Origin of the sequence: Stutzerimonas kirkiae (genome assembly GCF_004327335.1) — a bacterium.
Taxonomy (GTDB): Bacteria; Pseudomonadota; Gammaproteobacteria; order Pseudomonadales; family Pseudomonadaceae; genus Stutzerimonas; species Stutzerimonas kirkiae.
The window spans coordinates 48,802-72,205 of record NZ_QJUO01000001.1; the positions used below are offsets into that span (position 1 = coordinate 48,802).

21 protein-coding genes are annotated in these 23,404 nt (G+C 65.9%); 6 read left to right on the forward strand and 15 right to left on the reverse strand.

Features of this window, described 5'->3' with window-relative positions; translation table 11 throughout:
• Nucleotides 1-16 precede the first annotated feature (16 nt).
• Nucleotides 17-997: a helix-turn-helix domain-containing protein gene (locus DNJ95_RS00190; protein ID WP_131182708.1), complete on the forward strand. Its 981-nt coding sequence runs from the start codon at nt 17-19 to the stop codon at nt 995-997.
• A gap of 120 nt (nt 998-1,117) precedes the next feature.
• Here the strand turns inward: DNJ95_RS00190 and ppk1 are convergent, their stop codons facing one another.
• Together ppk1 and hemB are read right to left on the reverse strand one after the other, a co-directional pair.
• Nucleotides 1,118-3,337, reverse strand: a complete 2,220-nt coding sequence (ppk1, locus tag DNJ95_RS00195; protein ID WP_131182709.1) for a polyphosphate kinase 1 — start codon at nt 3,335-3,337, stop codon at nt 1,118-1,120.
• Between the two features lie 18 nt (nt 3,338-3,355).
• Entirely contained in the window at nt 3,356-4,369 is a 1,014-nt protein-coding gene (gene hemB / locus DNJ95_RS00200) for a porphobilinogen synthase (protein ID WP_131182710.1), read from the reverse strand.
• 234 nt (nt 4,370-4,603) lie between these two features.
• Between hemB and elbB the strand changes: the two genes are divergently transcribed.
• Nucleotides 4,604-5,284, forward strand: coding sequence for an isoprenoid biosynthesis glyoxalase ElbB (gene elbB / locus DNJ95_RS00205; protein ID WP_131182711.1), 681 nt, complete (start codon nt 4,604-4,606; stop codon nt 5,282-5,284).
• Nucleotides 5,285-5,377: 93 nt separating this feature from the next.
• On the opposite strand, the gene rhtB is transcribed toward elbB, so the two are convergent.
• The 4 genes from rhtB to DNJ95_RS00225 all read right to left on the reverse strand — a co-directional run bounded on the left by rhtB (nt 5,378) and on the right by DNJ95_RS00225 (nt 9,358).
• Complete coding sequence (gene rhtB / locus DNJ95_RS00210; RefSeq protein WP_131182712.1) at nt 5,378-6,007, reverse strand: homoserine/homoserine lactone efflux protein; 630 nt, start codon at nt 6,005-6,007, stop codon at nt 5,378-5,380.
• A gap of 89 nt (nt 6,008-6,096) precedes the next feature.
• Nucleotides 6,097-6,858 carry a TerC family protein gene (locus DNJ95_RS00215; RefSeq protein WP_131182713.1) on the reverse strand — a complete coding sequence of 254 codons (762 nt, stop codon included), beginning with the start codon at nt 6,856-6,858 and terminating at the stop codon, nt 6,097-6,099.
• Nucleotides 6,859-6,863: 5 nt separating this feature from the next.
• The gene (locus DNJ95_RS00220) at nt 6,864-7,448 is read right to left on the reverse strand and encodes a mechanosensitive ion channel domain-containing protein (protein ID WP_131182714.1); all 585 of its coding nucleotides are present in this window, start codon (nt 7,446-7,448) and stop codon (nt 6,864-6,866) included.
• Nucleotides 7,445-9,358, reverse strand: coding sequence for an ATP-binding cassette domain-containing protein (locus DNJ95_RS00225; RefSeq protein ID WP_131182715.1), 1,914 nt, complete (start codon nt 9,356-9,358; stop codon nt 7,445-7,447). The genes DNJ95_RS00220 and DNJ95_RS00225 overlap by 4 nt, the downstream gene beginning before the upstream one ends.
• Before the next feature lie 62 nt (nt 9,359-9,420).
• Here DNJ95_RS00225 and DNJ95_RS00230 point away from each other — a divergent pair, with 62 nt between their 5' ends.
• The gene (locus tag DNJ95_RS00230) at nt 9,421-9,891 is read left to right on the forward strand and encodes a TIGR02444 family protein (protein ID WP_131182716.1); all 471 of its coding nucleotides are present in this window, start codon (nt 9,421-9,423) and stop codon (nt 9,889-9,891) included.
• On the opposite strand, the gene DNJ95_RS19145 is transcribed toward DNJ95_RS00230, so the two are convergent.
• From DNJ95_RS19145 to DNJ95_RS00255, 4 genes are all read right to left on the reverse strand, one after another.
• Entirely contained in the window at nt 9,867-10,556 is a 690-nt protein-coding gene (locus DNJ95_RS19145) for an AlgP family protein (protein ID WP_165491623.1), read from the reverse strand. The genes DNJ95_RS00230 and DNJ95_RS19145 overlap by 25 nt on opposite strands.
• A gap of 175 nt (nt 10,557-10,731) precedes the next feature.
• Nucleotides 10,732-11,184: a sigma D regulator gene (rsd, locus tag DNJ95_RS00245; protein WP_131182719.1), complete on the reverse strand. Its 453-nt coding sequence runs from the start codon at nt 11,182-11,184 to the stop codon at nt 10,732-10,734.
• 147 nt (nt 11,185-11,331) lie between these two features.
• Entirely contained in the window at nt 11,332-11,826 is a 495-nt protein-coding gene (locus DNJ95_RS00250; protein ID WP_131182720.1) for a disulfide bond formation protein B, read from the reverse strand.
• Between the two features lie 315 nt (nt 11,827-12,141).
• Nucleotides 12,142-13,053: a LysR family transcriptional regulator gene (locus DNJ95_RS00255; protein WP_131182721.1), complete on the reverse strand. Its 912-nt coding sequence runs from the start codon at nt 13,051-13,053 to the stop codon at nt 12,142-12,144.
• A gap of 100 nt (nt 13,054-13,153) precedes the next feature.
• Here DNJ95_RS00255 and aptA point away from each other — a divergent pair, with 100 nt between their 5' ends.
• Nucleotides 13,154-14,500: an omega-aminotransferase AptA gene (gene aptA, locus DNJ95_RS00260; protein ID WP_131182722.1), complete on the forward strand. Its 1,347-nt coding sequence runs from the start codon at nt 13,154-13,156 to the stop codon at nt 14,498-14,500.
• Between the two features lie 56 nt (nt 14,501-14,556).
• Nucleotides 14,557-16,053, forward strand: a complete 1,497-nt coding sequence (locus DNJ95_RS00265) for a CoA-acylating methylmalonate-semialdehyde dehydrogenase (protein ID WP_131182723.1) — start codon at nt 14,557-14,559, stop codon at nt 16,051-16,053.
• Nucleotides 16,054-16,087: 34 nt separating this feature from the next.
• Here the strand turns inward: DNJ95_RS00265 and DNJ95_RS00270 are convergent, their stop codons facing one another.
• Nucleotides 16,088-17,140, reverse strand: coding sequence for a zinc-dependent alcohol dehydrogenase family protein (locus tag DNJ95_RS00270; protein WP_131182724.1), 1,053 nt, complete (start codon nt 17,138-17,140; stop codon nt 16,088-16,090).
• Nucleotides 17,141-17,308: 168 nt separating this feature from the next.
• Between DNJ95_RS00270 and DNJ95_RS00275 the strand changes: the two genes are divergently transcribed.
• Nucleotides 17,309-18,223, forward strand: coding sequence for a LysR family transcriptional regulator (locus DNJ95_RS00275; protein WP_131182725.1), 915 nt, complete (start codon nt 17,309-17,311; stop codon nt 18,221-18,223).
• A gap of 90 nt (nt 18,224-18,313) precedes the next feature.
• Here DNJ95_RS00275 and lpdA read toward each other — a convergent pair whose 3' ends face one another.
• From lpdA to DNJ95_RS00295, 4 genes are read right to left on the reverse strand one after another with little or no spacing between them, the layout of a single operon-like run.
• Nucleotides 18,314-19,708 (reverse strand): dihydrolipoyl dehydrogenase, encoded by a 1,395-nt coding sequence (gene lpdA, locus DNJ95_RS00280; protein ID WP_131182726.1) that lies wholly within the window; start codon nt 19,706-19,708, stop codon nt 18,314-18,316.
• A gap of 34 nt (nt 19,709-19,742) precedes the next feature.
• A complete protein-coding gene (locus tag DNJ95_RS00285) occupies nt 19,743-21,275 on the reverse strand; it encodes a 2-oxo acid dehydrogenase subunit E2 (protein WP_131182727.1) in 1,533 nt (510 codons plus the stop codon).
• 3 nt (nt 21,276-21,278) lie between these two features.
• Nucleotides 21,279-22,298 carry an alpha-ketoacid dehydrogenase subunit beta gene (locus DNJ95_RS00290; RefSeq protein WP_131182728.1) on the reverse strand — a complete coding sequence of 340 codons (1,020 nt, stop codon included), beginning with the start codon at nt 22,296-22,298 and terminating at the stop codon, nt 21,279-21,281.
• Nucleotides 22,299-22,311: 13 nt separating this feature from the next.
• A complete protein-coding gene (locus tag DNJ95_RS00295) occupies nt 22,312-23,274 on the reverse strand; it encodes a thiamine pyrophosphate-dependent dehydrogenase E1 component subunit alpha (protein ID WP_131182729.1) in 963 nt (320 codons plus the stop codon).
• Nucleotides 23,275-23,404: the final 130 nt, after the last annotated feature.

A 23,404-nucleotide genomic window follows, 5' to 3' on the forward strand; every position in this document is an offset into this window, starting at 1 on the left:
GTCAGGAGAGCGCGGCATGAGCAGCCAGGGGCACATCGTCAAGACCGGAGAACTGTCGGAGTTGGTCAACGACAGCATTCGTCTGGTGGAAAACGAGCCCTGCCAGGGCAGCCTGTTCCAGGGTCACCTGAGCTGGCAAAAGCTGCGCAGCGGCCTGTCGCTGCACTGTTCGGACTGCCTGGAGCTGCACAATTTCTCCACCCAGGTGGAAATCAGCCCGCGGCTCAATTTCATCCTCTTCCTGGATGGGCAGAGCGATGTCAGCTTCGACGACCGCCCCTTCACTTTCGGCGCCCCTCGCGGCCCGGGAAAACCCTCCTGCGAGGGCGTGACCATCGCCCTGAACGAATCCGCGCTGTTTTCCCGCCAGGCCAGGCGAGGCCGGCGTATTCGCAAGGTTTCGGTCAGCATGGCGCCGGAATGGTTCGAGTCGGGCGGTCTCGATGGCCATGGGGCGCTACGGGAACTGATAGATTTCGAGCACCATCATCTCGACGTACACCGCTGGCAGCCTTCGGCGCGCCTGCTGGCACTGGCCGAACAGGTACTCCACCCGATCAGCGGCAACCGCCTGCTGCACAACCTTTACCTGGAAAGCCGCGCCCTGGAAATCGCCAATGAAGCGCTCAGCCAACTGACCCGCCGCCCCGCGCAGGCGTTGACCAGCATGCGCCCCCACGAACACCAGCGCATCCGCCGCACCCTGGAACTGCTGCACAGCGACCAGGCCGACGGCTGGTCACTGGAGCAGATCGCCCGCGAAGTAGGCTGCAGCCCCAGCACCCTGCACCGCCAGTTCCAGGCCAGCAAAGGGCTGTCGCTGTTCGAATACCAGCGCCAGCGCAAGTTGCAACAGGCCCGCGACGCCCTCGAGCAGCAGGGCGCCAGCATCAGCCAGGCGGCCTGGCTGGCCGGTTACAGCAGTGCGGCCAACTTCTCGACCGCGTTCAAACGCACCTTCGGCATCACGCCGAAACAGGTGCGTACACGTTTCTAGGGTCTGGCCGCAGGAGCGGGCTGGCCCGCGAATGGGCCAAGGCAGTCGTGAACCGGTTCGGAACTTCGCGCCCTACGCCATGCCTGCGGGCCTTGTTGCAAGGCCCGCAGGCATGTTGTCTCAGCGAACCTTGACCAGGCTGGTCAGCCGCTCCAGCAGGGTAGCCTGGACGTTGCGCGGGTTCTGGTTGCCGGTCGGCGTGTTGCGCAGGTAGCTGCCATCGGGCTGCAGAACCCAGCTCTGGGTGTTGTCGGTGAGGAAGCCTTCCAGCTCCTTCTTGACCCGCAGCACCAGCTTCTTGCCTTCCAGCGGGAAGCAGGTTTCCACACGACGGTCAAGGTTGCGCTCCATCCAGTCGGCACTGGAGAGGAACAGCTTCTCGTCGCCGTCGTTGTAGAAGTAGAAGACCCGGCTGTGCTCGAGGAAACGGCCGATGATCGAACGCACCTGGATATTGTGCGAAACCCCGGCGATACCCGGCCGCAGGCAGCACATGCCGCGCACGATCAGGTCGATCTTCACGCCACTCTGGCTGGCCTTGTACAGCGCCCGGATCATCTTCGGATCGGTCAGCGAGTTGATCTTGAGCATGATGTGCGCCGGCTTGCCTTCGCTGGCGTGCAGGGTTTCCTGCGCGATCAGGTCAAGCATGGTCTTCTTCAACGTGAAGGGCGAATGCAGCAGCTTCTTCATGCGCATGGTCTTGCCCATGCCGATCAACTGGCTGAACAGCTTGGACACGTCCTCGCAGAGCGCATCGTCGGAGGTCAGCAGGCTGTAGTCGGTGTACAGCTTGGCATTGCCGGCGTGATAGTTGCCGGTGCCCAGGTGCACGTAGCGGTTCAGCTCGCCGTTCTCGCGACGCAGGATCAGCATCATCTTGGCGTGGGTCTTGTAGCCGACCACGCCATAGATCACCACCGCACCGGCCTGTTGCAGGCGGCTGGCCAGTTGCAGGTTGGACTCCTCGTCGAAACGCGCCCGCAGTTCGATCACCGCCGTGACCTCCTTGCCGCTGCGCGCCGCTTCCACCAGCGCATCGACGATCTCCGAGTTGGCGCCGGAGCGGTACAGCGTCTGGCGGATGGCCAGCACACAGGGGTCCTTGGCCGCTTCGCGCAGCAGGTCGACCACCGGCGTAAAGGACTCGTACGGGTGCAACAGCAGGATGTCCTGCTTGCTGATGACACTGAAGATATTGCCGCTGTTCTGCAGCAGCTTGGGGATCACCGGGGTGAACGGCGTGTACTGCAGCTCCGGGTGGCTATCCAGCCCGGTGATGCTGAACAGGCGCGTCAGGTTGACCGGGCCATTGACGCGATACAGCTCGCCTTCCGTCAGGTTGAACTGCTTGAGCAGGAAGTCGGAAAGATTCTGCGGGCAGGTATCGGCGACCTCCAGGCGTACCGCATCGCCGTAGCGCCGGGAGATCAGTTCGCCACGCAGGGCGCGCGCCAGGTCCTCTACATCCTCGGTGTCCACCGACAGGTCGGCGTTGCGCGTCAGGCGGAACTGGTAGCAGCCTTTGACCTTCATGCCGTGGAACAGGTCGTCGGCATGGGCATGGATCATCGACGACAGGAACACGTAGTTGGCACCCGGGCCACCCACATCCTCCGGTATACGGATGACGCGGGGCAGCATGCGCGGCGCCGGCAGGATCGCCAGGCCGGAATCGCGACCGAAGGCGTCAACGCCCTCCAGCTCGACGATGAAGTTCAGTGTCTTGTTCACCAGCAGCGGGAACGGGTGGGTCGGGTCGAGGCCGATCGGCGTGATGATCGGCGCGATTTCCTCGCGGAAGTAATGCCGCACCCAGGTCTTGATCTTGGTCGTCCAGTTGCGCCGGCGGATGAAACGGATCTGGTGCTTGGCCATCTCCGGCAACAGGATGTCGTTGAGGATCGCGTACTGCCGCCCCACCTGCTCGTGGGCTATTTCGGAAATCCGCGCCAACGCCTGGTGCGGCTGCAGGCCATCGGCCCCGGCCAGCTCGCGGGCGAAGGTGACCTGCTTCTTCAGCCCGGCCACGCGGATCTCGAAGAATTCGTCGAGGTTGCTGGAGAAGATCAGCAGGAATTTCAGGCGTTCGAGCAGCGGGTAGGACTCGTCCAGCGCCTGTTCCAGCACGCGGATATTGAACTGCATCTGCGACAGTTCGCGATGGATATAAAGACTGCTGTCATCCAGGTTCACCACCGGTGCGGGCGCCACCGTTTCTTCCGGCTGGATATCCACTTCCACGCTCTGCTGCTCCGCTTCCAGCTCCGGCTCCGGCACGGGCTGTACCTGCTGGCTGGCATCGAGCAGTTGCGTGTCACTGAGTCCTTGGTTCGTCATTGCATCGCCTCGTCGGGCTCACTGCCCGTTTTTCAGTTGTTGTGCCGCCTGCTTGGCGAAATAGGTCAGGATGCCATCGGCACCCGCACGTTTGAAGGCCGTCAGGGATTCGAGGATCACCGCATCGCTCAGCCAGCCATTCTGGATGGCGGCCTGGAGCATCGCGTACTCGCCACTGACCTGGTAAACGAAGGTCGGCACCTTGAAGGCATCCTTGACGCGCCACAGCACATCCAGGTAAGGCATGCCCGGCTTGACCATCACCATGTCGGCGCCTTCGGCCAGGTCGGCGGCCACCTCATGCAGCGCTTCGTCGCCGTTGGCCGGGTCCATCTGGTAGGTGAACTTGTCGCCCTTGCCCAGGTTCGCCGAGGAACCGACCGCATCGCGGAACGGACCGTAGAAGGCACTGGCGTACTTGGCCGAATAGGCCATGATGCGCACGTTGACCTGCTCGGCCACTTCCAGCGCTTCGCGGATCGCCTGGATGCGCCCGTCCATCATGTCCGACGGCGACACCACCTGGGCACCGGCCTCGGCATGGGACAGCGCCTGCCTGACCAGTGCGTCGATGGTGATATCGTTGAGCACGTAGCCGTCGTCGTCGATGATGCCGTCCTGACCGTGGGTGGTGTAGGGGTCCAGCGCCACGTCGGTGATCACCCCCAACTCGGGGAAGCGCTCGCGCAGCGCGCGGATCGCCCGCTGCACCAGCCCGTCCGGGTTCCATGCCTCGGCGGCATCCAGGGACTTGCGGTCAGCCTCGATATAAGGGAACAGCACCACCGCCGGTACGCCGAGTTCCACCAGTTCCCCGGCCTCGACCAGCAACTGGTCGATGGACAGGCGCTCGACGCCCGGCATGGACGCCACCGGCACGCGGCGATTCTCGCCTTCCAGGATGAACACCGGCAGGATCAGGTCATCCACCGTCAGCCGACTCTCGCGCACCAGGCGGCGGGAAAAGTCGTCACGGCGGTTGCGACGCAGACGGGTGGCGGGGAACAGCCGGTTGGCGGGAACGAAACTCACGACAAACTCCTGGCCCGCAATACGGGCTGCTTAGCGGTTATAAGCCCACCTCATGTCGGAATCATGACAACGCATGCCTCCGGGGGCTGGCAACCCGACCATTGTCGGCCAGCCAGCCGCGCTCGGCCAGTATCCAGGTCAATAAAGCACCCGGCTCCAGCGCAAAACGGCTTTTTGGCTTGTCTACAAAGGCTTAGCATCGCCCCATCACCCGAACCGACCAGGAGCATCATGATGAACAAGAAAGTCGCTGTCATTCTTTCCGGCTGTGGCGTCTACGATGGATCGGAAATCTACGAAAGCGTCTCCACGCTGCTGCGCCTGGACCAGCGTGGCGCCCAGGCGCAATGCTTCGCTCCCGACATTCCCCAGCACCATGTGGTCAATCACCTGACCGGCGAGGAAGCTCCGGAAAGCCGTAACGTACTGGTCGAAGCCGCCCGCCTGGCGCGTGGCAACATCAAGCCGCTGGGCGAAGCCCGTGCGGAGGACTTCGATGCCCTGATCATCCCCGGCGGCTTCGGTGCGGCGAAGAACCTCTCCAGCTTCGCCTTCGATGGCGCCAAGGCCAGCGTACAACCGGAAGTCCTGGCCGTGGCCAAGGCCTTCGCCGCCGCCGGCAAGCCGATCGGCCTGATCTGCATTGCCCCGACCCTGGCCCCGCACATCTTCGGCAAGGGCGTGATCTGCACCCTGGGCAGCGACGACGACCCGGCGGCGCAGGCCGTGCGCGAACTGGGCGCACAGCACGAAGCCTGCGAAGTCAGCGATATCGTCGAAGACCCCGCGCACAAGCTGGTCACCACCCCGGCCTATATGCTGGCGCAATCGATCAGCGAAGCGGCCTCGGGCATCTACAAGCTGGTGGACCGGGTGCTGGAGCTGGCCCAGGAAGAGGAAAGCGAACAATCGTAAAGACCGCGCAGGGTGCGCCGCGCGCACCGGCAGTACGACCCGTTAGCGGTAGCGGTGCGCACGCCGCACCCTACGGGGACTCCGGGCGGCCGCTCATGCCGCGCCGCGACGGACGCTGGCCAGCAGCGCGGCGGCGCCGACGAACAGCCCGGCGAAGGTGCGGTTCATCAGCCGCTGCTGGCGTGGGCTGCGCAGCAGCCGCAGGACCCGCGAGGCCAGCCCGGTATAGCCGGCCATGACGATCAGGTCGACCAGCACCATGGTCGCGCCCATGGCCAGGTACTGCTCCAGCAACGGCTGTCGCGGATCGAGGAACTGCGGCAGCACCGCCAGGATGAAGACGATGGCCTTGGGATTGCTGGCATTCACCAGGAAACCCCGCAGCAACAGGCTCAATGGCCGGCCGATCAGGCGCGGCGCAGCAGGCTCCAGCGTCATCAGCTGCGCCCGCCACTGGCGAACCGCCAGCCACACCAGGTAGGCCACGCCAAACCATTTGATCAGGCTGAACGCCAGTGACGAGGTCGCCAGTACCGCGCCCAGCCCCGCCGCCACCACGGCGATCTGCAGGATCAGGCCGAGCTGCAGGCCGATGGCGTTCCAGTAGCCGCGCTGGAAGCCATACTGCAGGCCGCAGGACATCGAGGCGATGGCCCCCGCCCCCGGCGACAGGCTGATGGCCCAGCAGGCCACGAAGAACGCCAGCCAGGTTTCGAATGCCATACGCGCCCACCTCCCTTGCCGCCCGCCCGCGATCCCGCAAGACGGGCTACCGGGTGCGCCATGCGCACCCCACACAGGCCAGGCCATCCTCAGTCCGGCATGTCCTTGCCCAGTTTCACCGGGTCCTTGAGCTTGCGCTTGAAGGCCTTGCGCATACGGATGTTCAACGCCTCGACTCCCAGCGAGAAAGCCATGGCGAAGTAGACGTAGCCTTTCGGCACATGCACGTCGAAGGCTTCGGCAACCAGCAGGGTACCGACCACGATCAGGAACGACAGGGCGAGGATCTTCAGCGTCGGGTGCTTCTCGATGAAGTCGCTGATAGTGCCGGCGGCCAGCATCATCACGATCACCGCGATGACGATGGCGGCGATCATAACCGGCACGTTCTGCACCAGGCCGACGGCGGTGATCACCGAATCCAGCGAGAAGATGATGTCGATCACCGCGATCTGCAGGATCACACTCATGAAGCCGGCCTTGGCCGCGCCACCCGGGCCGGTCTCCTCTTCTTCCTCGCCTTCGACGCTGTGCCAGATCTCCAGGGTGCTCTTGAACAGCAGGAACAGCCCGCCGAAGAACAGGATCAGGTCACGCCCGGAAACACCTTCGCCGAAGACGGTGAACAGGTCGTTGGTCAGGCGCATCACCCAGGCGATGGAGAGCAGTAGCAGGATGCGCGTGCCCATCGCCAGGGACAGCCCGAAGAAACGCCCCTTGGCCTGCTGGTGCTTGGGCAGACGGCTGACCAGGATGGAGATGAAGATGATGTTGTCGATACCCAGGACGATTTCCAGGGCGGTCAGGGTCAGAAACGCGACCCAGATTTCCGGGTTGCCAAGCCACTCCATGATGCTTACTTCTCGTTAGGTGTGTTGTTGAAGAACTGCCCTTCGGTGCCGCGCCAACGGCGCACGGCTTTCTGGAAGAACAGGCTGTTGGGCACCTGCACGATGGCGCCGGTGCCGCTCTCGGGGCTTTCCTCGAGGGTTGTATAAAGCAGGTTTATTGCAATCACCCGTCCTTTGACAATGGGTTTGTCGAAGGCTTCGACGATCTCCACCACATCGCCCAGGCGAAAGGGGCCGACGGTCAGGATCAGTACCGCGCACAGCAGGTTGGACAATACGCTCCAGATCGCGAAGAAGGCGATCGCCGCCACCGCGACGAAACCGGAAAAGGCCGTCCACAGCACTGTCGCCGACACACCGAAGCGCTCCAGCACCATGATCAGCGCACCGCCCATGATGAACCAGCGGATACCGCCGCGCACTGGCAGGATCAGCTCCGCGGGCAGGCGATAACGTTCCGAGAGGCGAGTGACGCCGCGCGTCAGCACACGTTGCAGGACATAGGCCAGCAGCAGGATCAACAGCACCTGCAGGCCCAGCGCCAGTTGCGCGCTCCACTCGTCCATCAGCAACAGCAGTTGCTCTTTCATGAGGCGCCCTCCAACTGTGCCTGTAACTGTTCAAGCGTTTCCAGTGTTTCCAGCCACTGCTCTTCCAACTCGCCCTCGCGGCTTTTCAGGCTGGACTGCTCGGCCAGCAGGGCGCGCAGGTCATCCTTGCGCGCCGGCTCGTACAGGGCATTGTCGGCAAGCTGTGTCTCCATCTCGGCCAGGCGTTCCTGCAGCGAGCCCAGTTCCTTTTCCAGCTTCTCGGCCTGGCGCCTGTGGGGCGCCAGTTGCTGGCGCAGCGCGGCGGCGGCCTGGCGCTGGGCACGCTTGTCGGTGCGCTCGAGGGGCTCCGCGCCGGCCGCCATCGCCGGTTGCTGGCGCGCACGGAACTCCAGCAGCCAGCGGGAATAGTCCTGCAGGTCGCCGTCGAACTCGCACACGCGCCCGTCGGCCACCAGCAGGAACTCGTCGGTGGTGCTCTTGAGCAGGTGACGGTCGTGGGACACCACCAGCACCGCCCCCTCGAAATCCTGCAACGCCAGGGTCAAGGCCAGGCGCATTTCCAGGTCGAGGTGGTTGGTCGGTTCGTCGAGCAGCAGCAGGTTGGGCTTGTTCCAGGCGATCAGCGCCAGGGCCAGGCGTGCCTTCTCGCCACCGGAGAAGTTCAGCATCGGCTCGTCGCAGCGCTCGCCACGGAAATCGAAACCGCCGAGGAAGTCGCGCAACATCTGCTCACGCTCGCCCGGCGCGATCCGTTGCAGGTGCAGCAGCGGGCTGGCCTTGGGATCGAGGGCATCGAGCTGGTGCTGGGCGAAATAGCCGATGGCGAGGTTTTCCCCGCGCTGCAAGCGGCCGGCGAGCGGCTCCAGCTCGCCGGCCAGGGTCTTGATCAGGGTCGACTTGCCGGCGCCGTTGGGGCCGAGCAGGCCGATGCGCGCACCCGGCACCAGTTGCAGCTTGACCTTGTCCAGCACGCGCTTGTCGCCATAGCCCAGTTGCCCTTCGGCCAGGTCGAGCAGCGGGTTGGACACCCTGTCCGCCTCGCGGAAGCGAAAGTCGAACGGCGAGTCGATATGCGCCGGCGCCAGTTCCTCGAGCTTCTCCAGCGCCTTGATGCGGCTCTGGGCCTGACGCGCCTTGGTCGCCTGGGCCTTGAAGCGGCGGATGAAGCTCTCCATGTGCGCACGCTGCGCCTGCTGCTTCTCGAACGCCTGCTGCTGCTGCGCCAGGCGCTCGGCGCGGGTGCGTTCGAAGGCCGAGTAACCGCCGCGGTACAGGGTCAGCTTGCGTTGCTCCAGGTGCACCACATGCTCGACCACCGCATCGAGGAAGTCGCGGTCATGGGAGATCAGCAGCAGCGTGCCCGGATAGCCCTTGAGCCAGTCTTCCAGCCAGAGAATCGCATCCAGGTCGAGGTGGTTGGTCGGCTCGTCGAGCAGCAACAGGTCGGACGGGCACATCAACGCCTGGGCCAGGTTCAGGCGCATGCGCCAGCCGCCGGAGAAACTGCCGACCGCCAGGTCCATCTGCTCGCTGGCGAAGCCCAGCCCGGCGAGCAGCTTGCGCGCCCTGGCGTCGGCGCTGTAGCCATCCGCCTGCTCGAACTCGGCATGCAAGCGGGCCAGGGCCGTACCGTCGTGGGCCTGTTCGGCGAGTTGCAGGTCGTGCTGGATACGCCGCAGTTCGGCATCGCCATCGAGTACATAGTCCACGGCCCGGCGTTCGAGCGTATCGACTTCCTGGCGCATGTGCGCGATGCGCCACTGCGGCGGTATCTGGCAATCGCCGCCATCGGCGACCAGTTCGCCGCGCAACAGGGAAAACAGTGTGGATTTGCCGGCGCCGTTGGCACCGATCAGGCCGGCCTTGTGACCCGGGTGCAGGGTCAGTTCGGCGCCGTCCAGCAAACGCTGGGGACCACGCTGTAGAGAGAGATTCAATAGTCGGATCATAATGGCGGCGGAGTTTATCAGTTCGGCCAGCGCGCCATCCGGCTCAGCGAGAAAAAATCGTCATGAAAAACACCGCACTCTGGTCTTTCGCCCTGCATTGCTATGCAAGACCCGGTATCCAGGACACCTGCCTGCGACTACAACGGGAGAACGGGCTGGATGTCTGCCTGCTGCTGTGCTGCTGCTGGCTGGAAACACGCCAGGTCGCCTTCAGTGCGCAGCGCCTGGAAAGCCTGCAAGACAGCATCTGCGACTGGCAGCGCGAGATCACCCAGCCACTCAGGCAACTGCGCATGGCCTGGCGAGCGTCGGCCCAGGACGACGACGGCCTGCACGACCTGCGCGAACGGCTCAAGGCACTGGAACTGGATGCGGAACGGATGGCGCTGCAGCGCCTGGAGGCGGCCAGCCAGGCCTGGCCCGCCGAACGGCGCGCCGAGGCATGGCTGGAGCATTACCTGCCCATGGCTGACGATGCACAACGACTGCGCCTCGCAGCCCGACAGGCTCAATCCGGGCTGGCGGGCTTCTGAACCGGCTTGGCGGCAGGCTTGCGGGGAGCGGCGGGACGCCGAGCCGCAGGTTTGCTGCCAGTACTGGCCGGGGCAGGCTTGGCCGCCGGGGCGGTGGGTTTCTTTGCCGCCGGGGCGCTGGACGCAGCCGGCTTGCTGGCGGCGGGGCGCTTGGCCGCGGGTTTGGCGACTGGCTTGGCGGCGGGTTTGGCAGCAGGAGCCTTGGCCGGGGTGGCGGGCTTGCTGCCGGCCGGGGTACGACGACGGCTGGCAGCCTTGGGCGCCACGCCCTGCTCCAGCGCCTGGCTGGCGGCGCGCTCGACATCGGCGACGCCCAGCGCCAGCTTCAGGCTGTGCTCCGCATCCTGCTTGAGTTTGGCGATATAGGTCAGGGTTTCGCTCTGGCGAGTCTGCAGCAGGGCCAGCAGGTCTTCCAGTTCCCCGATGCGCGCACGCACCTTGGCCTGTGCCTTGGCCTTGCCGGCGGAAGCGGCTTCATCGAGCTGGGTACGGGCCTTGAGCAGTTTTTCCTGGGCCTTGCTACGCTGCTTTTCCAGCTTGGCGAGGATTTTTTCGGCATCGTCCTGGGCTTTATGACAGGCCTTGTCCAGATGCTCGAGCAGACTGCGGGAAAGCTGCTGCAACAGGTGCAACGGGGTAGTGAGCGATTGCTTCTTCGAAGACATGAAGGCGCCTCCTGGCGATTGGGGTGCGGCCATACTAGACCGCTGCCGCCTGCTCGCCAATAGAACAACAGAATCAGGCCAGGGCGATCGAGCTATATCCTAATAAGGAAATGGCTCGCGAGCGGATCGGCAGGCCGTTTCGATTTCATCTCCAGGGCGCCCAGGCAGCAACTTCTCAGGCACTCTCGGCCACCTGCCGATGGGCGGTATGCAGCACTTCGATCAGGCAGTCTTCCAGTTCGAAGCGCTCATGCAGCAGTTGCCCGACCTGCTGCAACTCTTCGCTCAACGTGTCGTTCACCGCCCGTTCGCACTGATCGTTGAAGCTCAGTGCATGCTCGGTGATCGCTTGCAGGCGTGGATAGATGCGTGTGGCCAGTTCGATGCCCTGGTGATTGCCAAAGGCCTCGGCCTCCCGCACCAATTGCTCATAGACCCCGAAATGGCCAGCGGAAACATAGTCGAGCAGAAGCTGGCAGAAACGCTGCCGGCTCTCCTTCGGCGCGGCCTGCGCCTGCTGCAGGTCGGCATAAGCCTGTACCAGTTGGTGCCGCTCCTGCAGCCAGCGGTCGATCAGCAGATGAACCCCTCCCCAGCGCTCCTGGGCATTACGGCAGCTTTCCAGCATATGCATTCACCTCGTTTGCAGGCATATGGTCGCCATGGGGTTCGTTCGCGCGGCAAGCGCGGACGACAGGGCTCAAGTGGGTATGGCTATCATCCATACCGTTCGTCAATCATGGCCCGAGACGGGCATAGAAGCCAGCGCTTTCCCTCAGCGCCCGCAGCGCACGGCCTGCCAGATGGCAAAAGCCAGCAGGCCGGCGAATGCCAGCAGGCTCCATTCGGGAATGCTCAGGCCCAGCAGCGTCCAGCTCACTTCGGCGCACTCGGCGGTGCCATGCAGCACCAGGCGGACGATGTCCTGGAATGGCAACGCCTCCATCATGTATTCCAGGCTGGGCAGGCAACTGGGCAACTGGTCGGCGGGGATATTCTGCAACCAGACCTGCCTGGCCGCCGTGGCGCCGCCAGCCAGCGCGAACAGCGCGGCAACGCCGCTGTAGATACGCCGCCCGGTCCGCGCCGGCGCCTGGATGGCCGCCGCCAGGCAGACCAGGCCGAAGCCGATCACGCAGATGCGCTGCACGATGCACAGCGGGCAGGGCGCCAGCCCCACGACATGTTCCAGGTAGAGTGCGGCCAGCATGATCAGCAGGCACGCGAGGAATGCGAGGAAGAACAATGGACGGGGGCTGGCGATGTTCATGATGGGTCCGCAGGGCTGATCAGGCGCACTACGGTAGAGGAAAGCGGGAAGGGCTTACAAGCGGGAAGCACCATCAATCAGGGCGATCGCGCTATGCCCGGCAAACAGCCGAAAACAGCGCAGGAAGGCTCGAGGCTGGACGAAAGAGCGTGGCAACCAGTGTTTTTCGTCCAGCTTTCCAGCCCCCAGCGCTTTTATCGAAGCACCTTGCCGGTGAATAACGGCATAGCGCGATCGCCCGGCACCATCAATGTGCGAGGCGGGGCCAGGACCTCGTCAAGCGTTTTCTTCCCGCTTCTGGCCTCAAGCCGCTTCTCAGCCATTCCGTTGCAATGCTTCCAGGAAACGATCGAGGATCATGTTCGAACGGCGCCCCTTGCGGGTCGCGACGGCCAGCCTGGCATCGAAGAACAGGTGCTCGGGGCTCAACGGGGCCATCAGGCCCTTTTCCACCCAGGCCGCCGCGTAGTGGTCCGGCAGGAAACCGATATAGCTTCCCGTCAGGATCAGAAAGGCGATGCCCTCGCGATCCGTCGCCGAGGCCGCGAAGTTGAGCAACCGGTGCAGTTCGATGGCCTCGGCGCACATGCGGTAGCTGGGCACCACGGCATCCACCGTGCCGAGGTCGGCGGCGCTGACCTCGGCAGCCCTTTCGAACAACGGATGTTCATGGCTGCAGTAGAGATTCGAGCGCTCTTCGTACAGCAGGCTGTAGTCCAGGCCCGACAACGGCGTGACGAGATGGATGGCGCCTGCGTGCAAGCGGCCGTCCAGCACACCGCGCTCGATCTCGCCGGGCGTACTCATGCTCAGGTTGATGCGCACCCCCTTCCCCGCGGCGCGCACGGCCTTGAGCGCCTGGGTGATGCGCATCATGGGCTGGGTCACCAGGTTGTTGACGATACCCATGTTGAGGTCGCCTCGCAGTTGCCGGTGCATCTGGTCGACCTCGCTGCGGAAACCCTCGATGGCCACCAGCACCGCCTCGCTGGAGCGCAGCACCTCCCGCCCCTCGTCCGTCAGCGCGAAGCCGGAACGCCCACGCTGGCACAAGCGCATGCCAAGGCGCTTTTCAAGATCGCTCATATGCAGGCTGATGGCCGACCGGCTGATCCCCAGAACGCTTTCCGCCGCGGTGAAACTGCCGCACTCGACGACGGTCTTGAAGAGCCGCAGGAGCTTCAGGTCGAAGTCGCGGACCTGGCTCAACGGGGATTTTCTCGGCATAGGTGAGTTTTTTCTTGAGTGAACGGAAGAAGATATAGATTTAACTCACACATACCTCGGGAACAAGCTTGATGTACCGCTCCCCACCAGGACTCGCCCCATGCATCAGGCCCAGCAGCCATCACCGTCCCAGTCCGGCCCGCTCAAGCTGGACAATCACTGGATGCCCTTCTCGTCCAATCGCAACTTCCAGCGCGATCCGCGCCTGATCGTCGCCGCGCAGGGCAGTTGGCTGCTCGACGACCAGGGCCGGCGCATCTATGACAGTCTTTCCGGCCTGTGGACATGCGGCGCCGGCCACTCGCGCCAGGAAATCCAGGAGGCGGTGGCCCGGCAACTCGGCACCCTCGACTATTCCCCGGCCTTCCAGTACGGCCACCCGCTGTCCTTTCGCCTGGCGGAAAGGATCGCCAGCCTGACGCCCGGCGCACTCGACCATGTGTTCTTCACCGGCTCCGGCTCGGAATGCGCCGACACCGCGGTCAAGATGGCCCGTGCCTACTGGCGGCTGAAAGGCCAGCCGCAGAAGACCCGGCTGATCGGTCGTGCGCGCGGCTACCACGGCGTGAACGTCGCCGGCACCGCCCTCGGCGGCATCGGCGGCAACCGCAAGATGTTCGGCCAGTTGATGGAGGTCGACCACCTGCCGCACACCCTGCAACCACAGTTGGCCTTCACCCGCGGCGCGGCCAAAACCGGCGGGGTGGAGCTGGCCGACGAACTGCTGAAACTGATCGAGCTGCACGACGCCTCCAATATCGCCGCGGTGATCGTCGAGCCGATGTCCGGCTCGGCCGGCGTCATCGTGCCGCCGGCCGGTTACCTGCGGCGCCTGCGGGAAATCTGTGACCAGCATGACATCCTGCTGATCTTCGACGAAGTGATCACGGCCTTCGGGCGCATGGGCAAATGGACCGCCGCCGAGTATTTCGGCGTGACCCCGGACCTGATGAACGTGGCCAAGCAGATCACCAACGGCGCCATCCCCATGGGCGCAGTGATCGCCAGCCGCGAGATATACGAAACCTTCATGCGCCAAGCCAGCCCCGAATACGCGGTCGAGTTCAGCCATGGCTACACCTACTCGGCCCACCCGGTCGCCTGCGCCGCGGGCCTCGCCAGCCTGGAACTGCTGGAGCGAGAGAACCTGGTACAGCAGTCGGCCGAGCTGGCCCCGTACTTCGAGAAGGCCATCCACGGCCTCGCGGGCGCCAGGCACGTGGTCGATATCCGCAACTGCGGCCTGGCCGGCGCGCTGCAGATCGCCCCGCGCGACGGCGACGCTATCGTGCGCCCGTTCGAAGTGGGCATGGCGCTGTGGAAAGCCGGCTTCTACGTGCGCTTCGGCGGCGACACCCTGCAGTTCGGCCCGACCTTCAACGCCAGGCCGGAAGAACTCGACCGCCTGTTCGACGCGGTCGGCCAGGCACTGCAGGCGATCGACTGAATCCACACCTTCCCGAAGGCCCGGAAGGGCTCTCTGTCAGCCAACGAGGAACGACCATGCATGTCATCCCGCACCTGATCAACGGCGAACGCATCAGCACGCAAGAACGCACCGCCGAGGTCTTCAACCCGTCCACCGGCGAGGTCATCCAGCGCCTCGGCCTGGCCGACCGCGCGACCGTGCAGCAGGCCATCGACGCCGCCCAGGCCGCCTTCCCGGCCTGGCGCAACACCCCGCCCGCCAGGCGCGCCCAGGTATTGTTCCGCTTCAAGCAACTGCTGGAAGCCAATGGAGAGCGTATTGCCCGGCTGATCAGCGAAGAGCATGGCAAGACCCTGGAAGATGCCGCTGGCGAGCTGAAGCGCGGTATCGAGAACGTCGAGTTCGCCTGCGCGGCACCGGAGATTCTCAAAGGCGAATACAGCCGCAACGTCGGCCCGAACATCGACGCCTGGAGCGATCTGCAGCCCATCGGCGTGGTCGCCGGCATCACGCCGTTCAATTTCCCGGCCATGGTGCCGCTGTGGATGTATCCGCTGGCGATCGCCTGCGGCAACACCTTTATCCTCAAGCCTTCCGAACGCGCCCCCAGCTCCACCCTGCTGATCGCCGAACTGTTCCACGAAGCCGGCCTGCCCAGGGGCGTTCTGAACCTGGTACAGGGCGACAAGGAAGCCGTGGATGCGCTGCTCGAGGCACCGCAGGTCAAAGCCCTGAGCTTTGTCGGCTCGACGCCGATCGCCGAATACATCTATGCCGAAGGCACCAGGCGCGGCAAGCGCGTGCAGGCCCTCGGCGGGGCCAAGAACCACGCCGTGCTGATGCCGGACGCCGACCTCGAGAATGCCGTCGGTGCCTTGATGGGGGCGGCCTACGGCTCCTGTGGCGAGCGCTGCATGGCCATCTCGGTGGCGGTATGCGTGGGCGAGCGGATCGCCGACGCCCTGGTCGAGCGGCTGGTCCCGCAGATCGCGGCGCTGAAGATCGGCGCCGGCACCAGCCGCGGCCTGGATATGGGCCCGCTGGTCACGGCGGCGGCGCGCGACAAGGTCGTCGGCTATATACAAGACGGCGTTGCCGCCGGCGCCGAACTGCTGGTGGATGGCCGTGGCCACAGCGTCGCCGGCCATGCGCACGGCTACTTCGTCGGAGGCACGCTGTTCGACCGCGTTACACCGGCGATGCGCATCTACCAGGAAGAGATCTTCGGCCCGGTATTGTGCATCGTGCGCCTGAACAGCCTGGAAGAAGCCATCCAGTTGATCAACGCGCATGAGTACGGCAACGGCACCTGCATTTTCACTCGTGACGGCGAGTCCGCCCGTCTGTTCTGCGACGAGGTCGAAGTGGGCATGGTCGGCGTCAACGTACCGTTGCCGGTGCCGGTCTCGTACCACAGCTTCGGTGGCTGGAAGCGCTCGCTGTTCGGCGACCTGCATGCCTATGGCCCCGACGGCGTGCGCTTCTATACCCGCAAGAAGGCCATCACCCAGCGCTGGCCCGCGCGCGCCAACCACGAAGCCGCCCAGTTCGCCTTCCCCAGCAACGGTTGAGGGCGGCCACGCGGGCTGCTCGCCGCCGCGCGGCCTATGGCGATGGCGTTTCCAGTTCGTCCGTGGATTGCCCGCCCAGCGCCAGCACCAGCCGCCTGCGCTGCGTGCAGCGCTCGGCATGGCGATGGGCCTCGACGAAGGCCTCGAAGGGAAATACCCGGCCAATCTGCGGACGCAGTTTTCCGGCGGCGGTGAAGCCGTTGATCGCCTCCAGCGCCCGCGCCACCGCTGCCCGGTCCTGGGGAATCTGCAACTCCTGCTTGCCGGTGAAGTTGCCCAGGCAGTGCACGAAGAAGCGGATGTTCTTCTGGAACGCCGCACAGGCCGGGAAGGGCGTCTGGTTGCCGCCCTGCAGGCCGTACAGCACCAGCCGCCCCCGTGGCGCCAGCGCATCGCCGAGCAGGCTCATCTGCGGGCCGCCGAGGGCGTCGAGGACGATATCGACGCCACGCCCATCGGTCAGCCGCAGGACCTGCCGCACCAAGTCCTGCGCTTCGGTGTTCACCACCGCGTCGGCACCCAGTTCCCGTGCGTATTCGCCCTCATCCTCGTCGGCCACGGCGGCGATCACGCGCAGCCCCAGCGCCTTGCCCAGTTGCACGATATAAGGCCCGGCACAGAGCCCGGCGGCGGTGACCAGTACGCTTTCCCCGGGTTGCGCCGCGGCCAGGTCGACATAACCGAACCAGCCGATCAGTAACGGCGTGTAATGCCCGCAGGCCTGCAGCGCATCGAGCGACCCGGGGTAGCGCACCAGCGACGCGCGCGGCAACAGCACCCGCTCGGCGTAGCCCGGGTACTGGTTGGGGCTGTGGGCCGGAAAACTGGCAACGCGGTCGCCCACCGCCAGGTCGTCGACACCCTCGCCCAGCGCCCGCACCACGCCGGCCAGTTCGTGGCCGAGGCCGGCCGGCAACTGCACCTGCGACAGCGCCAGGTTCTGCCGCCAGAGCACGTCATACCAACTGACCGCGATGGCCTCGACATCCAGCGACACCTCGCCCGGCCCCGGACGCGGCACGACATACTGCTCCATGCGCAGGACATCGGCCGCGCCGAACTGGTGAAAACGGATAATGCGCGACATCGCCAACCTCGATTGGTCTTCGGCCCGGGATCAGGCGTCGACTCTAACCAGCCCGCCTCGCCAACGCCAGCCGAAAGCCCTGATAGTCATCATCATGTTTTACGATGATGACACGGGCGCCGACAGGCTATGCTCGCCACTCTGTCCATGCCCCCGGATGAACACCGGATGAATCGCAACGACCTGCGCCGTGTCGACCTGCACCTGCTGATCGTTTTCGAAACCCTGATGCATGAGCGCAGCGTGACCCGCGCGGCGGAGCGGCTGTTCCTCGGCCAGCCGGCCATCAGCGCCGCGCTGGCGCGCCTGCGCGGGCTGTTCGACGACCCGCTGTTCGTGCGCAGCGGGCGCAGCATGGAGCCGACCAGCCGCGCGCTGGAAATCGCCGGCCTGCTGTCGCCGGCTCTGGATGCGATTTCCACGGCGGTCAGCCGTGCCGCGCCCTTCGACCCGCAGACCAGCGGAGCGGTGTTTCGCATCGGCTTGTCCGATGATGTCGAGTTCGCCCTGCTGCCGCCGTTGATCAAGCGCCTGCGCGCCGAGGCGCCCGGCGTGGTGCTGGTGATCCGCCGCAGCAACTACCTGCTGATGCCGGGCATGCTGGCCTCCGGCGAGATTTCCGTGGGTGTCGGCTACACCGGGGAACTGCCGGCCAATGCCAAGCGCAAGGTGCTGCGCCGCAGCCAGCCGCGCCTGTTGCGCGCCGACCTGGTGCCCGGCGCGCTGAGCCTGGACGATTTCTGCGCACGCCCGCATGCACTGGTGTCCTTCTCGGGCGACCTGGGCGGCTTCATCGACGAGGAACTGGCGGCCCTCGGTCGCTCGCGCCGGGTGGTGCTGGCGGTACCGCAGTTCAACGGCCTGGCGACGCTGCTGGCCGGCACCGATATCGTCGCCACCGTACCGGACTACGCCGCCGCCGTGCTGGCCACGGCCGGCGGCGTGCGCAACGAACCACTGCCGCTGCCGACACCCGCCTTCGAACTGCACATGGCCTGGCGCGCCGCCCAGGACAACGACCCGGCGGAACGCTGGCTGCGCTCGCGCATCCAGATGTTCTGCTCCGACCCGGACAGCCTCTAGGCGGCAGGAGCAGCGGCAAGCCGCAAGTAAAAGCAAAGACGCAATTGCGCTTCTGACTTGAAGCTTGCGGCTTGAAGCTTGCCACTGCATCTACTGGTGCAACGCCCGGCCATTGGCGGCGAGGATCGACTCGTGCATCGCCTCCGACAGGGTCGGGTGGGCGAAGATCACCGACAGCAGGCTGTCGTCCGTGGCTTCCAGGGCATGGGCGATGCCGAAGCCCTGGATCTGCTCGGTGACCTGGGCGCCGACCATGTGCGCGCCCAGCAACTCGCCGCTCTCGGCATCGAAAATGGTCTTGACGAAGCCTTCCGGCTCGCCGCTGGCCAATGCCTTGCCATTGGCCTGGTAGGCGAACTTGCCGATCTTCAGGGGCCGCCCACTGGCCCGCGCCGCCGCCTCGGTCAGGCCCAGGCTGGCGACCTGCGGCCGCGAGTAGGTGCAGCCCGGCACATGGGCACGGTCCAACCCGTGCACGCCCTCGACGCCAGCCAGCGACTCGACGCAGATCACCCCCTCGTGGCTGGCCTTGTGCGCCAGGCACGGCGGGCCGGCCACGTCGCCGATGGCATAGAGGCCGAAGACGTTGGTGCGACACGCCTGGTCGGTCTTGATGAAGCCGCGCTCCAGCTCCACCCCCAGCGCCTCCAGACCGAGCCCCTCGACATTGGGCTGCACACCCGCCGCCGACAGCACGTGCTCGACCTCCAGCACCTGCTCGCCGCTGGCGCCTTTCAGCGTGCAGCGCACACCCTCGCCGCTGACCTGCACCGCCGTCACCTGGGCCTGGGTATGCACGCGGATGCCGCGTCGCTCGAACGACTTACGCACCAGCGCCGAGACCTCGGCGTCCTCCACCGGCAGGATCTGCCCGGCCAGTTCCACCAGGGTCACCTCGCTGCCGAGGTCGTTGTAGAGGCTGGCGAACTCGACGCCAATGGCGCCGGAGCCGATGATCAGCAGGGACTTCGGCAGGCGCTTGGGCAGCAGCGCCTCGAAGTAGGTCCAGATGCGCTCGCCGTCCGCCTCGATGCCCGGCAGCGGGCGTGGCCGGGCGCCGGTGGCGAGGATCACGTGGTCGGCGCGGTAATCGCGCTCGCCGCCCTCGCCATCGACCACCACCTGGCCCTTGCCGCGCAGGCGCGCGGTACCGTCGAGCACCGTCACGCCGTTCTTCTGCAACAGGTACTCGACCCCACTGGTCAGCCGTTGCGACACCGAGCGGCTGAACTGCACCAGCTTGTGCAGATCGAAGCTCACCTCGCCGACGCTGAAACCCAGCTCGCCGGCATGGGCGATGCTGTGCGCCACCTCGGCGCCATGCAGCAGCGCCTTGGTCGGGATGCAGCCCCAGTTCAGGCAGATGCCGCCCAGGTGCCGTTTCTCCACCAGCGCGGTGCGCAGGCCGAGCTGGCCGGCGCGGATGGCGGCGACATAGCCGCCCGGCCCGCCGCCGATCACCAGTACATCGTATTTCTCGCTCATGGCTCGATTCCTTCATGGCGCCTTACGGCGCGACCTAGACCAGCATCAGGCTCGGCGTTTCCACCAGGCGCTTGAGTTCCTTGAGGAAGACCGCGCCCAGCGCCCCGTCGATCACCCGGTGGTCGCAGGACAGCGACACCGTCAGTTGCTGGCGCGCCACGACCTGCCCGTCGCGCACCACCGCCCGTTCCTCGCCGGCACCCACCGCGAGGATCGCCCCCTGCGGCGGGTTGATGATGGCGTCGAACTGGCGCACGCCGAGCATGCCCAGGTTGGAGATGCTGAAGGTGCCGCCCTGGAACTCCTCGGGCTTGAGCGTGCCGGCCTTGGCCTTGGTCACCAGCGCGTGGATTTCCCGCGACACCTCGCTCACCGACTTGCGGTTGGCCGCGCGCACGATCGGTGTGATCAGCCCGCTCGGCAGCGCCACCGCCACCGAGATATCGGCATCGGCGAAACGGCGGATGCTCTGGCTGGCCTCGTCGAACTGCACGTTGACATCCGGCACCGCCAGCAGCGCCTGGGCGCAGGCCTTGACCAGCAGGTCGTTGACCGAGACCTTGACGCCGGGCACGCCGGCGTTGATCTCCTGGCGCAACGCCAGCAGGCTCTCCAGGTCGAGATCGACGCTCAGGCGGAAGTGCGGCGAGTTGCGTTTGGACTCCTGCAACCGCGCGGCGATGGCACGGCGCATGCCAGACATCGGCAGGTCTTCGAAGACAGAAGCAGCGGCTGCGGCCACACCCTCGACCTGTTGCGGGCCATCGCGCAGCAATGCGGCAGCCTGTACGTCCTCGCGGCTGACCCGGCCACGCGAGCCACTGGCGCGGCAGTCGTGCAGGTTGATGCCCAAGCGGCCGGCCAGACGGCGCGCCAGCGGCGTGGCGGGCACCTGGCTGTCGTCGGCGCGCGAACGCGGCGCCTTGCCGGAGCGCGCCGGCAAGGCGGGTGGCGCGACACGGCCACCGGCGGCGACGATGGCATTTTCCAGGTCGGCCACCGAGATACGGCCTTCACGGCCGGTGCCGCTGATCTTGCCCAGGTCGATCCCCAGGCGCGCGGCCTGGCGCAGGGCATGGGGCGTGGCGTTGACCCGTTCGGCGTCGCTGCTGCCTTGCAGGCTGGCCGGCACCTGGGTCTGCCCGGCCGGAGCGGTCGGCCTGGCGGCGGCAGGCGCAGCCGGTGCCGCCGTGCTGGCGATCGGCGCGCTTGCCGGCGCGCTCGCCACGGCGACCTGCGGCGCGGCGGCTGGCGCTTCGGCTGCCGCTGGCGCCGCCGTCCCCAGGCTGGCGGCAAAGGCATCCAGCTCGGCATCGCCGACCGAGGCCTCGGCCACCAGCGCCAGCACCGCACCCACCGGCAGGGTGTCGCCCTGCTGGGCGATCACCCGGCGCAGGGTGCCGGCGAACGGCGCCTCGAACACGTTGGAGATCTTGCTGGTCTCGATCTCGCAGATTTCCTGGCCCAGGGTGAAGCTGTCGCCCTCCCGGACATGCCATTGCGAGAGCGTGCCTTCCTCCATGGAGAGGCCCCACTTGGGCATTTCAAGTGTCTTGATAGCGCTCATGGCTCAATCCTCCAGCACTTGGCGGACGGCGGCCTCGATACGCTCGACACTGGGAATCCAGAGCTTTTCCAGGGCCGGCGAGAACGGCACCGGGGTGTGCGGCGGGGTGACCAGGGCAATCGGCGCCTTGAGGAAGCGGAACGCCTGGGAGGCGATCAGCGCCGCCACGTCATGGGCGAAGCCGAAGCGCGCCGCCGACTCGTCGACGATCACCACGCGGCCGGTGGAGGCCACCGATTCGAGGATGCCCTCCTCGTCCAGCGGCGAAATGGTGCGCGGGTCGACCACTTCCACCGAGATGCCTTCCTTGGCCAGCTTGTCGGCCACCTGGTTGGCTTTGTGCACCATCGCCGACAACGCGATGATGGTCACGTCCTCGCCTTCGCGGGTGTAGTTGGCCACCCCCAGCGGGATGCTGTAGATGTCTTCCGGCACCTCGCCCTTGAGGTCGTAGAGCATCTTGTGCTCGCAGAACACCACCGGGTCGTCGTCGCGGATCGACTGGATCAGCAGGCCCTTGACGTCGTAGGGGGTGGACGGCACCACCACCTTCAGGCCCGGCGTGGTGGCGAAGATGTTGTAGGGCGACTGCGAGTGCTGGGCCGCCGCCGAGAAGCCGGCGCCGATCATGCCGCGCATCACCAGTGGCGCCTTGGCCTTGCCGCCGAACATATAGCGGAACTTGGCCGCCTGGTTGTACAGCGCGTCGTGGCTGACGCCGAAGAAGTCCATGAACATCAGTTCGGCCACCGGGCGCAGGCCGGTTGCGGCGGCGCCAGCGGCCATACCGACGATCGCCGATTCGGTGATCGGCGTGTCGATCACGCGATCGGAGCCGAACTGCGTCCACAGCCCCTTGGTCACCCCGAGCACCCCGCCGAAGGCCTCGACCTTCGCCTCTTCCGGGGCATTGCCGCCGTGGCCGCCGCGCAGGTCCTCGCCGATCAGCACCACGCGCTCGTCGCGCTCCATTTCCTGGGCCAGGGCTTCCTTGACCGCTTCACGATAGGTTTTTATAGCCATTTTGTTATCACCCTCAGTAGGAGACGTAGACGTCGGTCAGCAGGTTTTCCGGGGCCGGGTAGGCGGCGGCACGGGCTTTCGCCACGGCGTCGTCGACCAGCGCCTCGACCTCTGCGTCGATCGCCGCCAGCTCCTTCTGGGTGATCTGTTTCTTGACCCTGGCCGCGAAGATCTTCAGCGGGTCGTGCTGTTCGCGCAGGCGTTGCACCTCGCCCTCGGCGCGGTACAGCGCCGGGTCGCCCTCGAAGTGGCCGTGCCAGCGGAACGCCTTGGCCTCGATCACGCTGGGGCCGCCGCCTTCGCGGGCGCGCTTGACCGCCTCGGCGGCGGCCTCATGGACGGCGAAGAAATCGGTGCCGTCGACCGTCACCGCCGGCAGGCCGAAGCCGCCAGCGCGTCTGGCGATGTCGCGGCCACCGACCGCGTAGTCATGGCCGGTGGCCTCGCCGTAGCCGTTGTTCTCGAAGATGAAGACGGCCGGCAGTTGCAGCACCACCGCCATGTTGATGGCCTCGAACACCAGGCCCTGGTTGGAACCGCCGTCGCCGGTGAAGGAGACACCGACGCCACCGGTCTTCAGCGTCTTGGCGGTCAGCGCGGCGCCGATGGCCAGGGGTGGCGCGCCACCGACGATGGCGTTGGCGCCGAGCATGCCCTTGGACAGGTCGGCGATGTGCATCGAGCCGCCCTTGCCCCGGCACAGGCCGCTGTCCTTGCCGAAGATCTCGGCCATCATGCCGTGGATATCGCAGCCCTTGGCGATGCAGTGGCCGTGGCCACGGTGGGTGGAGCCGATGTAGTCGGAATCCGTCAGGTTCTCGCAGACCCCGACCGCGATCGCCTCCTCGCCGGTATACAGGTGAATGAATCCGGGAATATCGCCGCTGGTGTTTTCCTGGTGCAGGCGCTCCTCGAACGCACGAATCTCGCGCATCTTGCGGTAGGCTTGCAGCAATTGTTGTTTGCTTAGCGTCATCTAACCGTCCTCGATCTGATTGGACTGGCGGGCGCCATTCGCCGGGCTGGCGAGCGGCGGATCGCGCCTTACCCATGAAGACGGTACGGGCATATTCGAAGTCGGCGAAACCACCCGGATGGGGGGGCTG